Source organism: Faecalibacterium sp. AF27-11BH (assembly GCF_003603005.1).
In the GTDB taxonomy this organism is placed as follows: domain Bacteria; phylum Bacillota; class Clostridia; order Oscillospirales; family Ruminococcaceae; genus Faecalibacterium; species Faecalibacterium taiwanense.
Genome location: NZ_QVGS01000008.1, coordinates 85,654 through 104,223, shown reverse-complemented (window position 1 = coordinate 104,223; position 18,570 = coordinate 85,654). Strand labels below are relative to the sequence as shown.

General features: G+C 56.5%; 24 protein-coding genes. 13 read left to right on the top strand and 11 right to left on the bottom strand.

The window, feature by feature from the left end; translation table 11 throughout:
• Positions 1 to 279: 279 nt before the first annotated feature.
• From DWY76_RS09315 to DWY76_RS09290, 6 genes are all read left to right on the top strand, one after another.
• Positions 280 to 1,047 (top strand): hypothetical protein, encoded by a 768-nt coding sequence (locus tag DWY76_RS09315; protein ID WP_165852609.1) that lies wholly within the window; start codon positions 280 to 282, stop codon positions 1,045 to 1,047.
• Positions 1,044 to 1,628, top strand: coding sequence for a DUF1064 domain-containing protein (locus DWY76_RS09310; RefSeq protein ID WP_243112000.1), 585 nt, complete (start codon positions 1,044 to 1,046; stop codon positions 1,626 to 1,628). Before DWY76_RS09315 ends, DWY76_RS09310 begins: the two co-directional genes overlap by 4 nt.
• Positions 1,589 to 2,209, top strand: a complete 621-nt coding sequence (locus tag DWY76_RS09305) for a hypothetical protein (RefSeq protein ID WP_120081124.1) — start codon at positions 1,589 to 1,591, stop codon at positions 2,207 to 2,209. Before DWY76_RS09310 ends, DWY76_RS09305 begins: the two co-directional genes overlap by 40 nt.
• Before the next feature lie 20 nt (positions 2,210 to 2,229).
• A complete protein-coding gene (locus tag DWY76_RS09300; protein ID WP_120081122.1) occupies positions 2,230 to 2,757 on the top strand; it encodes a hypothetical protein in 528 nt (175 codons plus the stop codon).
• 161 nt (positions 2,758 to 2,918) lie between these two features.
• Entirely contained in the window at positions 2,919 to 3,242 is a 324-nt protein-coding gene (locus tag DWY76_RS09295; protein WP_120081120.1) for a hypothetical protein, read from the top strand.
• Positions 3,226 to 3,579, top strand: a complete 354-nt coding sequence (locus tag DWY76_RS09290; protein WP_120081118.1) for a hypothetical protein — start codon at positions 3,226 to 3,228, stop codon at positions 3,577 to 3,579. Before DWY76_RS09295 ends, DWY76_RS09290 begins: the two co-directional genes overlap by 17 nt.
• A 149-nt stretch (positions 3,580 to 3,728) precedes the next feature.
• On the opposite strand, the gene DWY76_RS09285 is transcribed toward DWY76_RS09290, so the two are convergent.
• The 10 genes from DWY76_RS09285 to DWY76_RS09240 form a co-directional block, all read right to left on the bottom strand.
• Positions 3,729 to 4,154, bottom strand: a complete 426-nt coding sequence (locus DWY76_RS09285; protein WP_279221597.1) for a DUF2513 domain-containing protein — start codon at positions 4,152 to 4,154, stop codon at positions 3,729 to 3,731.
• A gap of 82 nt (positions 4,155 to 4,236) precedes the next feature.
• Complete coding sequence (locus DWY76_RS09280; protein ID WP_120081116.1) at positions 4,237 to 4,521, bottom strand: hypothetical protein; 285 nt, start codon at positions 4,519 to 4,521, stop codon at positions 4,237 to 4,239.
• Between the two features lie 217 nt (positions 4,522 to 4,738).
• A complete protein-coding gene (locus DWY76_RS09275; protein ID WP_120081114.1) occupies positions 4,739 to 5,629 on the bottom strand; it encodes an SWIM zinc finger family protein in 891 nt (296 codons plus the stop codon).
• Positions 5,630 to 5,758: 129 nt separating this feature from the next.
• Positions 5,759 to 5,908 carry a hypothetical protein gene (locus DWY76_RS14040; protein ID WP_207665845.1) on the bottom strand — a complete coding sequence of 50 codons (150 nt, stop codon included), beginning with the start codon at positions 5,906 to 5,908 and terminating at the stop codon, positions 5,759 to 5,761.
• Positions 5,909 to 6,082: 174 nt separating this feature from the next.
• Complete coding sequence (locus DWY76_RS09265) at positions 6,083 to 7,708, bottom strand: DUF4942 domain-containing protein (RefSeq protein WP_120081112.1); 1,626 nt, start codon at positions 7,706 to 7,708, stop codon at positions 6,083 to 6,085.
• Between the two features lie 105 nt (positions 7,709 to 7,813).
• A complete protein-coding gene (locus DWY76_RS09260; RefSeq protein WP_112148790.1) occupies positions 7,814 to 7,993 on the bottom strand; it encodes a hypothetical protein in 180 nt (59 codons plus the stop codon).
• A gap of 20 nt (positions 7,994 to 8,013) precedes the next feature.
• Positions 8,014 to 8,604, bottom strand: coding sequence for a hypothetical protein (locus DWY76_RS09255; RefSeq protein ID WP_120081110.1), 591 nt, complete (start codon positions 8,602 to 8,604; stop codon positions 8,014 to 8,016).
• Between the two features lie 122 nt (positions 8,605 to 8,726).
• Complete coding sequence (locus DWY76_RS09250) at positions 8,727 to 9,626, bottom strand: hypothetical protein (protein ID WP_243111999.1); 900 nt, start codon at positions 9,624 to 9,626, stop codon at positions 8,727 to 8,729.
• Between the two features lie 118 nt (positions 9,627 to 9,744).
• The gene (locus tag DWY76_RS09245; RefSeq protein WP_120081108.1) at positions 9,745 to 9,957 is read right to left on the bottom strand and encodes a hypothetical protein; all 213 of its coding nucleotides are present in this window, start codon (positions 9,955 to 9,957) and stop codon (positions 9,745 to 9,747) included.
• Positions 9,958 to 9,977: 20 nt separating this feature from the next.
• Complete coding sequence (locus tag DWY76_RS09240; RefSeq protein ID WP_120081106.1) at positions 9,978 to 10,325, bottom strand: hypothetical protein; 348 nt, start codon at positions 10,323 to 10,325, stop codon at positions 9,978 to 9,980.
• A 434-nt stretch (positions 10,326 to 10,759) separates the two neighbouring features.
• Between DWY76_RS09240 and DWY76_RS09235 the strand changes: the two genes are divergently transcribed.
• Positions 10,760 to 11,053 (top strand): hypothetical protein, encoded by a 294-nt coding sequence (locus DWY76_RS09235; protein WP_243111997.1) that lies wholly within the window; start codon positions 10,760 to 10,762, stop codon positions 11,051 to 11,053.
• Positions 11,054 to 11,435: 382 nt separating this feature from the next.
• Here DWY76_RS09235 and DWY76_RS13855 read toward each other — a convergent pair whose 3' ends face one another.
• Positions 11,436 to 11,711, bottom strand: coding sequence for a hypothetical protein (locus DWY76_RS13855; protein ID WP_133300809.1), 276 nt, complete (start codon positions 11,709 to 11,711; stop codon positions 11,436 to 11,438).
• 755 nt (positions 11,712 to 12,466) lie between these two features.
• Here DWY76_RS13855 and terS point away from each other — a divergent pair.
• The 6 genes from terS to DWY76_RS09205 all read left to right on the top strand — a co-directional run bounded on the left by terS (position 12,467) and on the right by DWY76_RS09205 (position 18,568).
• Positions 12,467 to 13,201 (top strand): phage terminase small subunit, encoded by a 735-nt coding sequence (gene terS / locus DWY76_RS09230; protein ID WP_165852606.1) that lies wholly within the window; start codon positions 12,467 to 12,469, stop codon positions 13,199 to 13,201.
• The gene (locus tag DWY76_RS09225; RefSeq protein WP_120081099.1) at positions 13,185 to 13,673 is read left to right on the top strand and encodes a hypothetical protein; all 489 of its coding nucleotides are present in this window, start codon (positions 13,185 to 13,187) and stop codon (positions 13,671 to 13,673) included. Before terS ends, DWY76_RS09225 begins: the two co-directional genes overlap by 17 nt.
• Before the next feature lie 89 nt (positions 13,674 to 13,762).
• Positions 13,763 to 15,601, top strand: coding sequence for a phage terminase large subunit family protein (locus tag DWY76_RS09220; protein ID WP_120081096.1), 1,839 nt, complete (start codon positions 13,763 to 13,765; stop codon positions 15,599 to 15,601).
• A 3-nt stretch (positions 15,602 to 15,604) separates the two neighbouring features.
• The gene (locus tag DWY76_RS09215; RefSeq protein WP_120081094.1) at positions 15,605 to 15,841 is read left to right on the top strand and encodes a DUF6148 family protein; all 237 of its coding nucleotides are present in this window, start codon (positions 15,605 to 15,607) and stop codon (positions 15,839 to 15,841) included.
• Between the two features lie 14 nt (positions 15,842 to 15,855).
• Positions 15,856 to 17,454 carry a phage portal protein gene (locus DWY76_RS09210; protein WP_120081092.1) on the top strand — a complete coding sequence of 533 codons (1,599 nt, stop codon included), beginning with the start codon at positions 15,856 to 15,858 and terminating at the stop codon, positions 17,452 to 17,454.
• A complete protein-coding gene (locus DWY76_RS09205) occupies positions 17,411 to 18,568 on the top strand; it encodes a head maturation protease, ClpP-related (protein ID WP_120081090.1) in 1,158 nt (385 codons plus the stop codon). Before DWY76_RS09210 ends, DWY76_RS09205 begins: the two co-directional genes overlap by 44 nt.
• Positions 18,569 to 18,570 lie beyond the last annotated feature (2 nt).

Here is an 18,570-nt window from a genome sequence, read left to right as displayed (position 1 = left end):
TTGTATGTGTAACTTAATCTAGCGACCACAGAAGAACACAAGCCGGGGAAAGCGGGGGTCAAGGGGGAGAAAACGAGGGCGGGTCTGTAGGGCTTGACGGAATAGGAAACTTAGAAAGACCTGCCCGGCGTTGTATCCCCCTTGCCCTGCGAAGCCGTGTGTGTTTGGTCCACAGAAAAGAAAATCCCAGTAGAACTTTGCGGAAGGAGGAAGTGAACGGTGCGGGCATGGTACATTCGGGAGCAGAAACACATTCTCGGAACATCCGATTATGCAGAAGTGGATCTCTTTGAAACAACGGACAAGGAACACACCGCGAGCACCCGCCGCAAAAGAGAGCTGGCAACCTCCATTGCGCAGCAGAAGTATAACGACATGATAGCAAGGCGGTATTTCTGCCAGCTGGCCTATACGAATTTCGGGGAAAGCGACTGGGCAGTCACGTTTACATACGACCACAACCACCAGCCAGCACCCGGAGATTTTGACCAAGTAGACCGGGACTGGACGAATTTTACTCGCCGCTTGAAGCGCTTCTGCAAAAAGATGGGTCGAGAAGCATCCAAGTGGATGCAGGTTGCAGAGTACAGCGTGATGGATGAGGACGGGAAAGTTACCGGCAGACACCACCATCATGCGATCCTGCAAGGCAATCTGACATGGCAGGAGATCAAGGACTTGTGGCGGGACAGCACCGGGCGGCCGATGGGGCTTGTGAAAGTTGAACCTATCGATCTGACCTGTTCCAGCTTTGAACGCTTGACGACCTACATGACGAAAGCCCGCGCCCGCATCCGCCGCTGGCGGCAGAGCCAAGGACTGAAAAAGCCGAAAACTCCGCGCCCGAACGACACAAGATGGAGCCGCAAGCGCTTTGACGAAGCGTTTACCCTACCGGATGATCGTGCGTACTGGGAGAAAAAATACCCTGGCTATACTCTGCGTGAGTGTGAGCAGCATATCACCGGCAACAACACCAAGCATTTGATCCTCAAGTTGAAAAAGAAACCGGAGACCCGGCGGAAGAACAGGAGAAACCAGCCATGAGCATGAGATTGGAACTTTCTGACCTGCCGCCACGCTACCGGGCACAGGCGGAAAAGCAGCTTGCACAGAGAAGGTGCGGGGGCAAAGCTGCACCTGCATCGTTGGAAGCCGCTGTGAATGCCGCCAGATCGACCGGACACGAGTTTGACAGCCGGGGCGAGTATGACTACTACATGGGAACTGTTCTGCCCAAAGTCCAGAGTGGCGAGGTCGTGAAGGTAGAGCTGCACCGCAGGTTTACTATGCTGCCGGAAAAAGAATACGGCAATGTGAAGCTCCCGGCGGCGCACTATACCCCGGATTTTGTGCTGACCTATGCTGATGGCACGGTTGAGGTGGTGGAAGTGAAAAGCAAATTCACCCGGCGGCAGCAGCGTGATTACATCCACCGCCGCCGTATGTTTATCGATCTTGTGGCAGAACCGCAGCACTGGCGGTTTATTGAGTATATCACGCCAGATACGGCGGAAGAAATCAGAAAGTGGAAGCGCCTGGCCGAACAGGCGGGAAAGGATTCATCATGGGAAAAAGCAGGGCAAGGATGCCAGCATTCTACCGGCAGAGCATCCAGAATGCAGTGAATCAGCAAATCAACATCGGCAAGTCGAAGCACCGCACGACGCTGAACCGTGAGGCAATCGGGCAGGTCGTTTCGTACTGCGCAGTTGCCGCGGCACATGATCTCTGGGACTGGGGCGAGAAAGAATCTACGCTCCTGACCTTGAAGATGAACAATGCTGCATCCAGGTATATCATGGATCACGACAAGTACGGTGCACCGGAAGCCCTCAAGCGGCTGGAAGCACGCACTGCCCACCTGATGCCGGAAGAATTTTGGCTCCCGGCGGGTGGTCTGGTAGGCTCTGAAAAAAAGCTGCGTGTTCTGGCTGAACGCCGGGACGCTGCAAAGATGATCGTTCGTTTCTTTGTGGAATCGCTGGAAGAAATGGAGTACACCCCTGAACAGATCGAGGTCGTGAAGGAAGAAATCAAGAAAAATTACCAACAGTTCCTCGGCTGGGTGGACGATGGCGGAGAAGAATTTGCCTATGATCGTCTGCGCCGGGTCATTGAGGACATTTACGGCGTGGGTGCCATGGTGGAGCGCGTCAAGGGTGAAGAACCCGTTTTCGGAGAACCCCTTTTCAAGAAAGATTTTTGATTTTTTGGGAGGACTGAGCAGTGAAAGTACACGAGGCGGAGGCAATCTTGAAATATTATGCGGACATCCCGCAGCGGATAGAGATCATCCGCCGTCAGTGTACCGCACTGAGCGATGAAGTGGACCCTATGCGGGGCATGGGCACCGATGGAATGCCCCGTGGCGGAACGCCTGGGGACAGCACGGCGGCGATGGCCTGCCGGATGGATGAACTGGGCATTGGAGACCAACTGCGTCAGCTGGAACAGCAGCGGGCGGTTTTGCTGGGAGATCAGCGTATCATCCAGGGACAAATGAACAGGCTGGACAGTGGCCACAATCTGATTTTAACGGAGTTCTACATCGGCCACAAAAAATGGCACGAAGTACAGCAGAAAGTTCCATACAGTGTGCAGCACTTGAAGTACCTGCGAAACGTCGCTCTTGCACAGCTGGGAAGGAACCTGGAACGGCTCCCGGAGTGCGCCGCTTTATTATCGCGTGCGTTAAACACGCGCGAGGGACAGCGCCGAGCGGATGCCTGGGCGGAGGGTGACATTCTCTTATAGGCAAGGCTGCCTGCGGAACTTCATGTGCAGGCGCTTCCGCAAAATCGTGTCCGATGGTCGTAGAAAAACAAACACGACTACCCCAAAAATCTGAAAACAGGCATAGAAATAACCCGGCGGGCAGTTGGCCTACCGGGTTTCGTGCAAAGGAGGACAAAGTTATGGGAAAGAAGCATAAAAACAAGGTTCGGGTGCCGCCCGGAAGGATGTATAGGCTGGTGCGGAGTGACAGGAGCGTATACTGTGACGCAGAGAACGCGCTCAGAACCTGCTTTATCAAAGAAACCAAAGAGCAGCAGGCCGCACGGGAAGAGGGCGAACTGTGCCGGTTCGTGAGGATGGCACCGGATGGTGGCGTTGAACTGATTTCAAACGCAGGAAGCGTAGTCCGTTTCAAGAACGCAGAAGATCTTGCGAAAACGCTGCGTTTCGCAAAAGATGTGCTGAGGGTTACGGAGGCCTTGAAAAATGGGAATCAAAATTGAACTGACCGATGATGAAATTATTGAACCGTCTGGCGGAATAGCAATGTTTAACCTTCCGGGCGGAGAATTTCCGGGGAACGAGGATGTGCTGTTTGATCTGCGCTGGTCTGTGATTCCACGGAGAGAGGGCGGAATTGAAGTCTTTGGAGGAAATGATGGCAAAATAGTCCTGGAATCGGAAGAAGAGGTAAAGGATCTGTGCGAAGCTATGATACGTCAAATTAGAGCAAAACCGATATTCTCGGATTCAGGAGAGCCGCTGCTGGACTGCCAATCTGAAAGGCGGGCAGCTGAACCGGATTTACGCGAAGGAGGACAAAGTGAAGATCAAAATTGAGATTGACAGCGGCATGATAAGCCCGCGAGAATATGCCGTTAGAACCATCGCAAAAGAAATCGTGAAAACTGGAATCAAAGAAAAGCAAATCTGGTACAACGAAGCGGCAATCCAAACCGAATTGGAAAATGCAGAGGTAGGAAAGCTCGTCAGGTGTTGGTTAAAAAATGTTTGGCCGCTTCCACAGCTACGTTCTTTGCAATCTCGATTATCACATCTGCGCTGAAAGAGCCGGCCTTTTTGGCAACGCTTTTGACCTTTTCCCAGTTCGTATCAGACCGAATGTTTTCAAGAAATCTATGCCCATCAGGCGTAATGCGGGAAATGGGAATGCGATAAGTGTCTTTCGAGAAAAGCGTTTCAACAAACCCGGATTTGACGCAATACTCAACGGCGTAAAAGAGATCGTCGTTGTCGTAGGTCTTTTCAAGTTCAAGCTGGTAGGCTGGCGGTGTTTCCGGGTCATCCAGCAGGAAGTCGTTCACATTGTTTTTCTGGTAAGAAATGAAATAGCAATAGTGGTTATAGTCTGTGTACTCTTCTGCGCAAAGCATAACGGCGCGGACGCAATCCATGTTTAACTTCATACAAACCATCCTTTCAACACCATAAGCCCGTCAGGTCATCGACCCGGCGGGCTTTTTTGGATTTTGTGATTTACTTTTCGTGCGGCGGCTGGTCATCCGGCGGAGCGTTGCGCTTGAAGATAATCTGCGGTTCGTTCGGATCCCGGCCTTCCTCTTTGGCGTTCTGGGCGATTTCGTCCATCAGGCCGACAGGAAAACCGTTTTCGTCGAGCGGCCCATCGTAACCGGTGAAGTCAACGACGTTCACGCAGGGCGGTTCGGGGATGGTTTTGTAGTATCTGCCGTCCTCATAGTTCTGATCCGTGACCCGGTTCCAGTAACCAATGTCTCCGTGCTGCTCCTGGGCGGCTTCCATCGCTTCCCGTGCCTGTTCTTCAGTCAATCCGTCGAACAAGAGCCTGGAGCCATCAGCAAAGGCAGCGACCAGCCGCCAAGGAGCGAAAAACTCTGCATCTTTCGTAGAAATGCCTCCTTCTGGGCAGTTAAGCCCCTAAATTGTAGGTTTTGTATCAAAAAGGCGGGTTAAATATGCCGAAATATCATCTTTAGCAGAAAAAGATGAAGTTTCGTTGTCAGGATTTCGATTTCGTGGGGGTGTACCCATTCAGGCAGCGATTGAAACCGCGTTTCGTGAGGGCATCGGTAACTCTGTCCTCTGGGAAGTAGTAAGTAGAACCGTCTGCCGCAGGAACAGCCCCAGCGGGATGCTCTGCGCCGGTGTACCAGTCCGTTTCCGTGTCGTACTTGCGATGCAGGTACTTGTAAACGTCGCGCTGGGCTTTGTCGAACACCTCCACGAAAGAGAAGGATGCACAAGGGGGCATCTCTTTTGCCAGCATGGGTGCGTTCTGCGCCAGCCATGCAGCCATTACGGTTTTGGCTGCATTTCGTTTCGGCTTGCCTTCCCGGTGCACCAGATCCAGCAGCTGCACAACAAAGGGCTTTGGCAGATCGTTCAGCACTTCTTCCAGCGGGTACGGATTTTCGTGCAGCAGGGGCGACGTGCGCAGCTCCGGCACGAGATCCAGATCGTGACAGGTTACAGGCTTCTGGCGGTCGTCGATGCGCTCACTGGTGTAATACAGCATATCTTTGATTGCATTCTGTGCCGCGTCGGAAAGCTGCTCCACCAGAGCAACACTGTCTGCAAAGCTGATCTGCGCCTCGTTTCGTTCGCCGGTGCTGCGGCCCGTCTTATAGGCCACATCAATGATACCAAGCTCCATAGCCAGCCGGAAAATGTGCTTGCAGGGCTTTTTGCGCTTTACAAAATCGTTGCAGGTGCAGCTTGCAAGGCTGGTCTGGTACGGCTCTTTGCCGGATCCATAGAAAACCCCGGTTTCGTGTTCCTTGTCCACAGAAAGCGGGCTGGTCTTGCTCTGCTGGGCGCTGGCAAGGCGCTTTTCTTCGTCAGTGTCTGCGGGATGCTCTGTCCAGGGGCCGAAGGCGGGAATCATAGTCATAACGGGAAACCTCCTTTTCGTGTTTCGTTACTGTCATGATAGAGCAAAACGCAAATAAAAGCAATAAATTAGAACAAGATTTCGTGACGAGATGCAAGAATAACCCCGGCGGGCTGCCGGGGCTGGCTGTCAGAACGGCAGGCCGGTATAGTTGCGCATGGGAATGGCATCGGCGGCGGGAACCAGCATATTAAGCAGCTGCCGGTATAAAGCCGGGTTTGCTGCACGCTGGGCACGGAAGTCCTCTAGGAATTGCGCCTGCGCTGCCAGATCAGCCAAGTTTTCGTCATCCACGTTGTAGCATTGGCATTGATCCGGCCCAGCGGAGTATATCCAACATCGAACCATGAAAATACCTCCTTTCTGTTTCGTGATGTTCCCGACGTAAATGCCGGGAAGATGGGGCAGGGTTGCTTTGTCCGGTGCAGCCCTGCCAAAATATCCGGTTTCGTGTTAAGCGTTCAGCTGTAAAAACGTGCTCTGCGTGGGGATCAGGTGCCGGGTGAGGGTGTCGGTGTAGCTGGCCTCCCCCTCGTAGCTGTCAACCACCCGGCGGTCTGAGGCGGCCATATCGTGATAGCTCTTTTTGCCGTAGGTGGGCGGCAGCCAGCCTTTGCGCTGTCCGGCGTAGAGGTTGAAGGACTTCAAAACGTCCGTGTTCGTAAACTCGATGTGGCAGGTGCCTTTCTTGTAAAACGTGGCGGTGAAATAGTGCAGCTGGATCTTCTGGGTCTGGCCGCTCTTTTCGGCGGCATCCAGGACGGCGCGGAGTTCGTCCCCATTGTAGGGCTTGCCGTTCGTGTCCAGGAAGTGCAGTACACGCTCGATCTGGGCAACATGGCCTGTTGCGTTGTACCGGGGGCAGAAACGCCCATCGTATGTATCAAAAGCGTTGCAGCGGAAAATCACCTTGCGGTTGATCTTGTACGCGGAGTTCGTGCACCAGCCGTTGTAATAATGCACGTTCTTGCTGTACTCGTCGTTATAATGCAGGTTCGTCCAGTCGTCGAACAGCTTTATAATTTCGTGGTCGATGCTGGAAAGAAGATTTCGTGAAATTTCTTCCCGGACGGTCAGAATGTTGTACGCGCTGAAGTCGTAGCCTTCAAGCTCTTTGATTCGCTTCTGGTAATCCCGCTGCATTTCGTAGGTCATCGCATCGAACAGCTGCGGCATTTCAAACAGCTGTTTCCAGTACATCCCGCGCAGTTCACGGATAGCGTCGTTATAAGATTTTGTGAAAGCCATCACAGGGTTTTCTTTCTTACCAGCGCCGGCAGAGGAAAACAACGACTTGATTCCGTTGTACTCTTCATAGATCCGGCGCACACCCTCTGCGGCGGCGTTGTACCGCTCAATGGCTGCCGTGATGGGGTCGGAAGATACCAGGGCGGCAAACTCCGGGTTTTCTTTCAAGCGCTCTGCGGTTTCGTTTTTCAGATCCAGCCGGATCCGGCTCACCGGCTCCCGGTCGGGAATGTCCACCGACACAAGCGCCACCTCTACGCGGGCGGCGCGGCGGGCGTTCTTGAACGCATCCGGGATATATTTTACCGTGGCGTGCAGCTCTTCCAGCTTTGCGGCCAGCTCTTTCCGTTCGTTGGTGCAGGGGTTGCGCAGGGTTTCGGCGTTGAGCAGACAGCGGATTTTGCCGCCGTCCTGCATGACATCCAGCGCTTTGAGCAGGTGCGCGGCACCGGCGGAGAAAGGCGGATTCATGACGATTGCGGCGTATTTCGTGGTGGGGCGGAAGGTCAGAAAGTTATCATGCACCACCCGAAAACCGTCTTTCTTCAGCACGGCGCGGAAGTCGCTGGAAAGCTCGATGCAGTCAAGCTCTGCGCTTCGTGCCTTCTCCTTGTCGTAGCGGTCGATTTCGCCGGTCTTATAGTCGTGGTGGACGTTGAACGCCAGAGCGTGGACCTGACGCGCAAGCGCTCCATCACCGGCGGACGGTTCAAGGATGGGTTTCGGGTAGGTGGTGAACCCGGATTTTACTTCCCGCAGGGAGAAAACCATATCAAAGGCCAGACTGTCCGGCGTGGGGTAGAAGTCCAGGGAATCGTTTGGGGTGGTCATGGTGTAAACCTCTTTTCGTGTTTCGTGATATGCCCGGCGGAATGCTGGGCGGTGGGGCGGGGCCGCTTTGTCCGGTGCGGCCCTGCCAGGGCATCCGGTTTCGTGTCAGGCGTTGAGCTGGTAGCCGCGGCGGGCGCAGATGAGGCGGAGCCGGGCGGCGGCGATCTGCTGGCGGACCTCTTCGGGCCTGCCGGTGCACTGGGCTTTCCGGCGCAGGTCTTGCAGTGTCCACTGCTGACGGATGATCTCGCGGGCCTGTTCAAAGATGTTGTCAAACTTCTTCATGATTTCGTTCTCCTTTCGTATCATGCAAACAGGCGGTTGCATACCTGCTGTATTTCGTCGTTCGCCTTCATCGGGGCAATGAGCACGGAAACGGCGGCCTTCTTCGGGTCTACGGTGTCCGTTGCCAGGATGGGCGCAAACGGGCTGTTGCTGCTGTGGTAAACAAATTCGTGATGATCCACAAAAGCGTCATACTCCGAATTTATCATGATGGGCCGGGATCCGTTGCGGAACATTCGGAACGTGCCCCAGACTTTGCCCTTTGCTTCGACTTCCTGCAAGATTGAAGTGCGTTTGACTTCTTCTTTGCAGGCGCTGAACTTCTGGAACATCTGCGCGGCGGTCAGCTGGTGCGGATCGTTGACCACAAACCCGTCATCACTGGAAACGATGGTCACGCCGTCGGCGGGTGCGTCCTGCATGGTCACGGGCTGGATAACATCCCGGTAGAGGATGGCGGGCAGCTTGAACGCTGCATAGCCGGTGATGATGTACACGCTGCCGCTCTGGCAGGTGATCCGAACGGCGTTGCGGCTTTTTGCCTGCCCTTTCAGATAGGCGGTGATCTTCTTCACGTTCAGCCCGGCGGGGGTGCTGGTTGCTCTTTTCATATTGCAAAAACTCCTTTTCGTTTTCGTTCTGTTTTTCGTGCCCGGTGCGCTGCCGGGGTAGTGGGGCGGGGTTGCTTTGCCCGGTGCAGCCCTGCCAAAATATCCGGTTTCGTGGTGGTGGGTCATGCCAGCAGCCCGGCGGCGATGCTTTCAAAGTCCAGCTGTTTCACGGGTGCTTCATCCGGCACAGCCACGGCGGCGGGGGCCTGCTTTGCATCCTCTACGGCCTTCCGGGTCTTGCGCCAGGCATCCAGCGCGGCGGCCTGACCCTTGCGGTCGGTTTCGGGGACAGCCAGGAAAGCGGCCTTTGCTTCCCGCTCTGCCTTGCGGAGTGCATCCGGGGCGGGCTGTGCGCTGGCCTGCGCGGCCTTTTTCGTGGCGGCGGGTTTCTTTGTGGCTTTCGGTGCGGTGGGCTTGCTGGCCTTCTTTGCGGCCTTCTTCGTGGGCAGCGGGTCAACGTGCACCAGCTCCGGCAATTCGTGGTGTTCTTCGGTGATGATGGGGGCGGCCTGTTCTGCTGCTGCCTTTGCGGCCTTGCGTTCTGCGGCCAGCTTCTTGTTATACTCCATGATGGCGGCGACAGATCCGAAGCGGCCGGCGGGGGCCTGCTTTGCGTCGTGTACCTGCAAGCAGCTGAACAGGTGCGATTTCGTGGGGTAGAAATGCGGCGCGGGGGCTGCTTCCTTGCCTTCGGCTTCAGCGGCTTCCCGCTGGGCCTTGCTGGGGCGGGTGGTGTACTTCCACAGGTAGCATTCAATCAAATGCGTTTCGCCCTTCTTGACGCTCTTGCCTTCTTTCTTCCAGTGATCGAAGGTGTGCAGCTCTGCCGCTGCAAGGATGATTTCAACGTCTGCGATGGTGGCGGGCTGCTCGTCGCCGTTCTCGTCGGTGGTGACTGCGTTTGCAGCCATTGCGGCGATCTGCTCCGGGGTGTGGTGCGCGGTGGCGATGGCGTGCAGGGTGGCGGGGTCCAGCTTCGCGGCTTCGTTCATGATGATCTGATTGTTGGTCATGCCTTTCATGGTTCGTTCTCCTTTGTTCGTTGTGGTTGATGTTCGGGATGATCTCCCGGCGGCTGCCGGGGTAGTGGGGCGGGGCCGCTTTGTCCGGTGCGGCTCTGCCAGGGCATCCGGTGGGCATTCAGCCCAGAAGCGCGGCCGCGGCATCCTGCCAGGTGGGGAAGGCGTAGAACGTGCGGCGCTCTGCGTTGGTGTTCTCGTTGGTGATCTGGGCGGCGATCCGCTGCCCGGTGCGGGGGTCCCATCCTTCCAGCCGATACCCGGCGGCCTGAAGGCGGCGGGCTGCGGCGTTCTCCTTGCAGTTCCGTTCGCGGATCTGTTCAAGTGTCATCATGTTGTTGCGCTCCTTTCGGTTCAATCTTCGGTGCAGTCGTGGCAAAACAGAGCGTCAACCACTCTGTCATCTGCGAAATTGTCCGGGGTGTCGTTGGCATCAACTACCAGCTGCACCCGGTCATAAATCCGCAGATCGGTTTTTGCATCGACGGTAAAAAACCAGTCGTCACCGTCCAGCGCATCGGTGCACCAGACTTCAACCGCGCCGTCATCGGTGGCGGTCATGCCCTGCACAATGGCCGGGGCGATGTAGCGGCCCAGGGGGCCGACGGTGTAGGGGCATTGCGCCGCGGCCTTTGGTGCGGTGCCTGCCAGCAGTGCGGCCGCCAGTGCGGCGGCGGTGGTGATCTTCTTTGCAAGTTTCATGTTCTTTGCTCCTTTGCTTTTCAGTTTCACCCCGGCGGGCTGCCGGGGTTATGGGGCGGGGCCGCTTTGTTTGAGCGGTGCGGCCCTGCCAGGGCATCCGCTTGACTTTACCGCCTTTCGGTGGTAAACTGGCTTACAAGATGCGTTGTGGAAAATTCATCTTGCAAGCCTGTCACCTGCTTTAGTGGGTGGCGGGCTTTTTTGCTGCCTGCTTCTTTTTCCACTCTGCCAGGTAGGCGGCCCAGATCGCTTTTTTCAAAGCGGCGGGGAGCTTGAAAAATTCAATGCTCATGTGTGCTTTTCTCCTTTCGGCTTACTCGCAACCGTCCGGCTGTTGTCTGGCTCGCTTGCTGTGGCTGCATTCTAGCATGACGGAATGCCACTTGTCAAGCATGACGGAATGTTTTCTACGTTTTGCACAAAAGAATGACGGAATGCTTGTTGATTTTTGCATGGCGGAATGCCGCTTTTTTTGCTATAATAAACGCAGGCGCGAAAGAGGTGATATAATGCCTATCTCGGACAAAAAGAAAATTTCAAACAGCCGGTATATTGCAAAATGCGATTCAATCCAGATTCGCCCACCAAAAGAACGCGGCGACGAAATCAGAGCGGCCGCAGCCGCAGCGGGTCAAAGTATGCAAAGCTATATTTTACAGGCTTGTGCCGAAAGAATGACCCGTGATGGATTCACCCCGGCGGAATCCGGGGAAGAAGGGGGACTATAGGGGGTTACTGGGGAGAGTTCTAGTCTGCTAGGTTAAAGCCCTACACCTGCTTCTCACTCCCGTTAGGTGGAGAATCTGACCCCTCCGGCAAACGTCCAAAACCGGCCCGGATGGAGCACCGCCAGCGCCAGCCGTGACGCTGGAACGCCGACAGCGGGAACGGTGCCAGCGCTGACCATGCCCACCGGCACCGCCAGCAGATCAGCCCCACCACCGGCACCGGGACGCACCCCGCCGGAACCATTGCCGCCAGTGCAGACCAAAGGCCAGAGCAGCAGCGCACGCCGCGCCGTCTGCCCTGGCCTTTTTCTTTTGCCCATCTTCCCGCCGCTGGCCCTGCTGCCTGCCCGCTGCACCGGATCGCCTGCCGGATCGGTGCGGATCAGTGACGGCCCGGCCCGGTCGATGACCCCGCCGGCACCCCGCCGCCGCAGCAGATCACCCCACCCACCCGCACCGCCAGCCAGAAGCAGACCGACACCAACAGCACCGCCAGCGCCGCACCGATGACCCCGCAGCCCACAAGCTGCACAGCCTGCACACCCTGCCAGACCTCACAGCAGCCAGCAGCCCACCGCCAGCACCTACCGACACCGCACCCCGCCAGCCCTGCCGCCCACCTGCCGCAGCAGATCACCCGCCAACAGCCAAAAACCACCCACCGCAGCCCGCCGCCGGAGGGGTCAGATTCTTTACCTGACCGGCATATGGCCTTTGCAGTATAGCCAATAGCTAGGCTATAGCCGCCTTATCTAACCCCCTGCCCCCTTCCTTCTCCGCCTCGACGGCCTGCCGCTGTCCTGGGCACCGCCCACCGGCGGCCCGGCACCGGCCCGGCCTGCCGTCGCTCCGTCCGGCCCCGCCGCCGGAAAGGTACTGCCCCCGCCGGCGGGCGCGGTGCGGGTTCCGAAGCCCCAAAATTTTTCTAGGTTCCAAATTTTTTGAAGGGCTTCCGCGTTTTTGACCCACGAAAAGGGGGTACGGGTCAAAAAATGTAAGTCTGGGGCGAACATGGCGGTAATGTCACCGGGATGGTGGACGCTTACAATTTGTAAGCAACTCACGTTTTGCCGGTGCCAACAAATCATCCCGGTGTGATCTTGTTGAGGTCAACAAAATCGGGATAGACCATCTTGCCGGGGCTGGCAAAATGGTGGCTATGTCATAAAGTGTTTACATTTGAAAGCCCCAACCGGCAAAAGATAAGACGTTATAAGACGGTTTTGGTGCTATACTTAGTACAGTGGAATTATGGAGAGAGGCCCCACGGCGGCGAACCGAGGGGCCTTTTTCATACACTGTTGCTTACAAGTTGTAAGCGACCCGAAGAAATGCCGCAGGACCGGCGGCGAAACTGAATGCTCTGCCTGGATGATTTGCCAGACGGGGCATTTTTTATTGGAGGAAAACCAAATGGCAAGGCGAAGCGATGAGCGCGATGCCGCCCGCGCTGAGTACATTGCCCGGATGGAGAAAGACGGAGAAGTGAATCTTCGGCAGCTGGCGGACGATCTCCATCTTAAATATGATACGGTCCGCCGCTGGAAGGCAAAGGACGGGTGGGGCCCGCCCGCACCCCGGAAGCCCGGCGGACAGCCGGGAAACAAAAACGCCGTGGGCAACCCCGGCGGCGGGGCACCTGTCGGGAATGAGAATGCAATGAAGGATGGAGCCTATGCGACCATCTTCTTTGACAAGCTCACCCCGGAAGAAAAACAGATCGTAGAGAATGCGCCCCGGAACAGCACCGAGCTGACTTCCCACGAAATCGGCGTGCTGTTGCTCCGGGAAAAGTACATTCTGGACAAAATCAAAGAGTATCAGGCTTTACCGCCCGACCAGATGATTACATCCAGTGTTATGGATATGCGAGTACCCGGCGGACGTGGCAAGCGGAAGCGGGACGGCGCAAACCAGCAGATCGGTATGTATCAGAAGGAGACCCCGGCACAGCGTATCTTGCAGCTGCAGGAAGCCTTGAACAAAATTCATGGCCGCATCCTGTCTGCGGCGGCCCAGATGCAGAAAAACGAAATGGACAAGCTGCACCTGGAAACCGAACAGCAGCGGCTTGAACTGCTGCGCATCCGGGCGACCGGCGAGATCGGAGAACCGGGGGACGGTGACAAAGATGCTGTACACGAGTAAGGCCGTTGGCGAATGGCTGGGTATCACTGACCGTCAGGTGCGGAACCTGCGGGATCAGGGCGTGCTGTCCGAAGTCCGGCCCGGTGTCTTTGACATGAAGGTCTGCGTCCGGCAATACCTGAACTTCAAGATCGGAAACAAAGACGATCAAGCCCGCCTTGTTGCTGCCCGTGCCGAGCGGGAGGAAACCCGCGGCAAGATCGAGAAAATGCGGATGGAGGAAGCCCAAGGCGACCTGCATCGCACCGAGGACGTGGAACGCGCCCTGAAAACCATCTTTGCCAATTTCAAGAACAGGCTGGAAACCATCCCGACTAAGTACGCAAGTACCATGGCCCAGCTGACCGACCCGGCGGAAGCCCACGACATTCTGCAAAAAGCAGTGCAGGAAGCACTTGTGGAATTGAGTGACCCCGAAATTGCGCTGGCAGCACCAGCGGGGGAGGAACCCGAAGATGAGCAGGAAGAATAAATGCCGGGGTTGTGTCTGGGGAACCCGGCTGAATGAGATTCAGCAGTTCTGCCCGTTCGGCGGCTGCGTGAAGAAAGGCGGCGGCAGCAATGGCAATGATCCACCTGGAACCGCAGACTGCACAGATGTTCAGCCGGGCACTGGGTGCGCTGAAGCCGCCCCCGAACCTGACCCTTAGTCAGTGGGCAGATAACTACCGCCGCTTGTCGGCGGAAGCATCCGCAGCACAAGGCCGTTGGAATACGGACAACGCACCTTTCCAGCGGGAGATCATGGATGCCATCGGGGATGTCCATATCCGCAAGGTGGTAGCCATGATGTGCGCCCAGTCCGGCAAGACGGACGGCCTGATCCTGAATACCATCGGGTACTACATGAGCTACTACCCGGCCCCTATCATGATCGTGCAGCCTACGGTGAACCTGGGCGAGAGCTTCAGCAAAGACCGTCTGGCTACCATGATCCGGGACACTCCGGTGCTTCGGGGCCTTGTGGATAACAAGAGCCGCTACTCCGGCAACACGATCATGAAAAAGAACTTCGCCGGTGGTCAACTGACCATCGTTGGCGCAAACGCCCCGACCGATCTGCGCGGCCGCCCCATCAAGGTGCTGCTGGCGGACGAGGTGGACGCTTACAAAGCCAGCGCCGGCAAAGAAGGCGACCCGGTCATGCTGGCCGAGCAGCGTCAAACGACCTACTGGGATTACAAGACGGTGCTGGTATCGACCCCCACCGACAAAAACAACAGCCGCATTTTGGACGAGTTCAACGCATCCACCCAAGAGGAATGGACGGTGCCTTGCCCGAACTGCGGCTTTTATCAGCCCTTTGTTTGGGACAACATGGTATTCGATAAAGACAAGTGGCCGGAAGGCGGCGTGCAATACCGCTGCGCCGAGTGCGGCTGCCTTGACAACGAATACCGCTGGAAGAAGAACAGCCTGAAAGGCAAGTGGCACGCAGAGCACCCGGAACGGGCGGTGCGGGGCTTCCACATGAACAAGATAGGCTCGACCCTCTGCGGGTGGGACAAAATCGTGGAGGACTTTATTGCCGCTGACCTGGATGCACAGCGCGGCGATTACGAGAAGATGCAGGTCTTTGTGAACACCGACCTGGGCTTGCCATGGGAGGAACCGGGCGAAGCGGTGGAGGCAAACAACCTGCTGGACCGCCGCGAGTTCTACGAGGCCGAAGTCCCGGACGGCGTAGTGTACCTGACGGCTGGTGTCGATACCCAGGATAACCGCTTCGAGGCCGAAGTGGTGGGCTGGGGTATCGGCAGAGAAAGCTGGGGCATCCGGTACCAACGCATCTACGGCGACCTGAAACGCGGTCAGGTGTGGGCAGACCTGGACGAGTTCCTTTCCCGCACATGGAAAAAGAAAGACGGCACGGAACTGTCCCTGCGGTCTGTCTGCATGGACAGTGGCGGCCACTTCCCGGATCAGGTCATCCGGTTTTGCAAAGAACGGGAGGAACGGCATATCTGGGCCATCAAAGGCCGCGGCGGCATGGACGTACCCTACCTGCGCAACCCCACTCAGAACAACCGCGTCAAGGGCGAACTGTTCACCTTGGGCGTTGACACCGGCAAGAACCACGTCCTTGCCCGGCTGAAAGTGCTTATCAAAGGCCCAAACTACTGCCACTTCCCGGCGGCAGAAGATGCCGGGTATGACGAAAATTATTTCAAGATGCTTACTGCGGAACACAAGGTCACACGCTGGAAGTCTGGCCGCAAAGTGGAACGGTGGGAGCTGAAGGATCCGGCGCAGAAACGTAACGAAGCATTTGACGTGCGGAACTACGCGACGGCTGCGCTGGAAATCAGCAACCCGCCCGGTCTGGAAATCCCCGGTGAGGATGCACAGCGTCCTGCACAACAGCGCCAGTACCGCAGAAGGAGATCGGGAGGTATCTAACCAATGCCTGTTATTTCAAAAGAGACCGCCCAGCGGCACCTTGATATGTGGCTGGAAGCTGAGGCTGCCGTATCGACCGGGCAGAGCTACCAGATCGAGCAGATGGTCTTGACCCGCGCCAGCCTGAAACAGATCCGGGAAAGCATTGCTTTCTGGGAAAAGAAAGTGGCTGAAGCGGAAGCGGAGGAAAGGGGCCGGGGCAGAAACCGGATCTACCACTTCTCTCCGCATGACGTGTAAGGAAGGTGGAGCACATGGCGAATTTCCTTGATAAGGCCATTGCGGCAATCTCCCCCGAAAAGGGGTATCGCCGCGCTGTGGCCCGCACGGCGCTGTCTGTCATAAACAACGGTACCGGCTACGGAAACTATGGAGCTTCCCACACATCCCGCTCTATGCGGAGCTGGCACGTTGGCGGCGGCAGTGCAAAAGAGGACATCGAGGACAATCTGGAAACACTGCGCAAGCGGAGCCGGGATGCTTACATGGGTATCCCACTGGCAGCCGGCGCAATCAAGACCCTGCGCACTAATGTGGTGGGGAGCGGCCTTGTGCCGACACCCCAGGTCGATGCGGACTATCTGCACCTGACCGAGGAACAGGCTGACCATTTGCAGGCGGAAATTTCCCGCGAGTTCAGCTTGTGGGCGGATAGTGCGGCCTGCGATGCAAGCGGCATGGATAACTTCTGGCGGCTGCAAACACTGGCATTCACCAGCTTCCTGATGAACGGTGACGTATTTGCAGCAGTGCAGTTCAAAGAACGTGGGAACTGGCCGTATGCCTTGCAGCTCCGGTTGATCGAGGCTGACCAGGTGTGCAGTCCTGACCGCACAGACAGAATGAATCCCTGCAAGGTGGACGGTATCAATGTGCACCAGATCGTTCAGGGCGTGGAAACGGACAAAGACGGCGCAGTCATTGCCTACTGGGTAGCCAGCAGGCACCCGCTGGCCTATGATAATCCGCTGCCTCTGACCTGGACGAGGGTGGAAGCCCGTGACAAAGAAACGGGAGAACCGAACATCCTGTGCGTCACCCAGAGGGAACGCGCCGGGCAGCGGCGCGGCGTTCCCCTGCTGGCACCGGTACTGCCCACGATGAAGCAGATGGGCAGATACACGGATGCAGAGTTAGCTGCGGCCATCGTAGCATCCTCCATCACACTGTTCATCAAACATGATAACCCGGTCAGCGGAGCGCCATTTGGTGAGGATCCGCCCGACAAGGCAGAGGATCCGAACACTCCGCCTGATGAACTGGCAATCAACCTTGCGCCGTCTGCGGTGTTTGACCTTGCGCCCGGCGAAACACCTGACACGTTTGATCCGAAACATCCGACCACGACATATGACGGCTTTATGTCAGCTATGTCCAACCAGGTGGCGACGGGTATTGAAGTGCCCAGCGAGGTGCTTTATAAGAAGTTCAGCTCCAACTACTCCGCAAGCCGCGGTTCTCTGAACGAGTTTTGGAGAACGTGCGATGTGATGCGGGACGGCTTTGCGGCGGACTTCTGCCAGCCTACCTACGAAAAGTGGTTTGCCGAAGCGGTAGCCCGTGGACGTATCCATGCGCCGGGCTTCTTCGATGATCCGGCTGTTGCAAAAGCCTATATGGCCTGTAACTGGAACGGCCCGGCACGCACCAATCTGGATGCAAAGAAAGAAATCGAGGCGACTATCCTGCGTATGGAGCAGGGCATTTCCACTGCCGAGCAGGAAACGGCGCAGATGACCGGCGGAAGCTGGCGGGCCAATATGAGGCAGCGCAAAAGTGAGATGGAAAAAATGAAGGAGGTAGGCTGCAATGGGCAAAGCCAATTCCCAGACGAACCCCAAGTCAACGAATAATAAGTTCTGGCAGTTCCGCAATCTGGCCGACGATGACCAGAAGGCGGAACTGCTGCTTTATGGCGATATTTCTGAGCGCAGCTGGTGGGAGGATGCAGCGACCCCGAAACGGTTTGCGGATGATCTTGCCGCCCTGGGCGATGTGAAAGAAATCACCGTGTACATCAACTCCGGCGGTGGTGATGTTTTCGCGGCCCAGGCCATTGGCAATATGCTGGAACGCAATGCCGCCACCGTGACGGCCCACATTGACGGGTTGTGTGCAAGTGCTGCCACTATCGTTGCCTGCCATGCAGACAAAGTTGTGGCCGCGGCAGACGGCAGCTACATGGTCCATCCGGTCAGCATGGGCGTTTGCGATTACCTGACCGCAGAGGATATGAAGAACTGCCTGAAAGCGCTTGAGACCATCCGCAGCAGCATCATTGCCCTGTACGCCAAAAAGTCCGGCAAGACCGAGGATGAATGCGCTAAGTGGATGGATGAAACGAACTGGTGGACGGCAACGGAAGCCCAAGAAAAAGGCTTCGTAGACGAGGTGGATGACGATGCAGAAGATTCCGTTGTGGAGAATCGCAATGGTGTTCTGTTCGTCAACAGCATCAGCATGAACACCCCGTTCAACGAAGCACCCAATTTTGTCAGAAGTCGGGTTACGGAAAAACCTGTGAACCGACCTGAAAATATGAACCCGGCGGAAAAGCCGGAACGCAATGACCATGGGGAGGTAAAAGACATGGACATCAAGACCACGGATGATCTCCGCAAGGCGTACCCGGATCTGGTAGCCACCATCGAGAATGAGGCTATCACTGCCGAGCGCACCCGCATTCAGGAGATCGAGAACGCAACTCTGCCCGGCGCGGAAGATCAGGCCAACGAGGCGAAGTTTACGAAGCCCGTTGATTCTGCGTCCTTTGCAAAGGCTGTCATTGCCAGCATGAAGGCAAAACAGCAGGAGCAGAGCAAGAAATACCTGAAGAATGCAAAGGAGGCTGCGGAGAACTCCAACGCCAACAGCATCGACAACACGCCGCCCGCAAACCCTGAAGCCGAAGATGAGGAAAGCAAGGCATTTATGAATGCAATCCGCAAGGCTAACGGCGTGAAGTAAGG

Excerpts from the sequence above, each read along its gene's own strand:
- DWY76_RS09285 (WP_279221597.1), bottom strand. The coding sequence starts at position 4,154 with ATGGATTGCGTCCGCGCCGTTATGCTTTGCGCAGAAGAGTACACAGAC.
- terS (WP_165852606.1), top strand. The coding sequence starts at position 12,467 with ATGGCAAGGCGAAGCGATGAGCGCGATGCCGCCCGCGCTGAGTACATT.
- DWY76_RS09210 (WP_120081092.1), top strand. The coding sequence starts at position 15,856 with ATGGCGAATTTCCTTGATAAGGCCATTGCGGCAATCTCCCCCGAAAAG.
- DWY76_RS09215 (WP_120081094.1), top strand. The coding sequence starts at position 15,605 with ATGCCTGTTATTTCAAAAGAGACCGCCCAGCGGCACCTTGATATGTGG.
- DWY76_RS09310 (WP_243112000.1), top strand. The coding sequence starts at position 1,044 with ATGAGCATGAGATTGGAACTTTCTGACCTGCCGCCACGCTACCGGGCA.
- DWY76_RS09235 (WP_243111997.1), top strand. The coding sequence starts at position 10,760 with ATGCTTGTTGATTTTTGCATGGCGGAATGCCGCTTTTTTTGCTATAAT.
- DWY76_RS09305 (WP_120081124.1), top strand. The coding sequence starts at position 1,589 with ATGCCAGCATTCTACCGGCAGAGCATCCAGAATGCAGTGAATCAGCAA.
- DWY76_RS09255 (WP_120081110.1), bottom strand. The coding sequence starts at position 8,604 with ATGAAAAGAGCAACCAGCACCCCCGCCGGGCTGAACGTGAAGAAGATC.
- DWY76_RS09260 (WP_112148790.1), bottom strand. The coding sequence starts at position 7,993 with ATGAAGAAGTTTGACAACATCTTTGAACAGGCCCGCGAGATCATCCGT.
- DWY76_RS09275 (WP_120081114.1), bottom strand. The coding sequence starts at position 5,629 with ATGACTATGATTCCCGCCTTCGGCCCCTGGACAGAGCATCCCGCAGAC.
- DWY76_RS09220 (WP_120081096.1), top strand. The coding sequence starts at position 13,763 with ATGGCAATGATCCACCTGGAACCGCAGACTGCACAGATGTTCAGCCGG.
- DWY76_RS09205 (WP_120081090.1), top strand. The coding sequence starts at position 17,411 with ATGGGCAAAGCCAATTCCCAGACGAACCCCAAGTCAACGAATAATAAG.
- DWY76_RS09295 (WP_120081120.1), top strand. The coding sequence starts at position 2,919 with ATGGGAAAGAAGCATAAAAACAAGGTTCGGGTGCCGCCCGGAAGGATG.
- DWY76_RS09280 (WP_120081116.1), bottom strand. The coding sequence starts at position 4,521 with ATGGAAGCCGCCCAGGAGCAGCACGGAGACATTGGTTACTGGAACCGG.
- DWY76_RS09245 (WP_120081108.1), bottom strand. The coding sequence starts at position 9,957 with ATGATGACACTTGAACAGATCCGCGAACGGAACTGCAAGGAGAACGCC.
- DWY76_RS09225 (WP_120081099.1), top strand. The coding sequence starts at position 13,185 with ATGCTGTACACGAGTAAGGCCGTTGGCGAATGGCTGGGTATCACTGAC.
- DWY76_RS09240 (WP_120081106.1), bottom strand. The coding sequence starts at position 10,325 with ATGAAACTTGCAAAGAAGATCACCACCGCCGCCGCACTGGCGGCCGCA.
- DWY76_RS09250 (WP_243111999.1), bottom strand. The coding sequence starts at position 9,626 with ATGAAAGGCATGACCAACAATCAGATCATCATGAACGAAGCCGCGAAG.
- DWY76_RS09290 (WP_120081118.1), top strand. The coding sequence starts at position 3,226 with ATGGGAATCAAAATTGAACTGACCGATGATGAAATTATTGAACCGTCT.
- DWY76_RS09265 (WP_120081112.1), bottom strand. The coding sequence starts at position 7,708 with ATGACCACCCCAAACGATTCCCTGGACTTCTACCCCACGCCGGACAGT.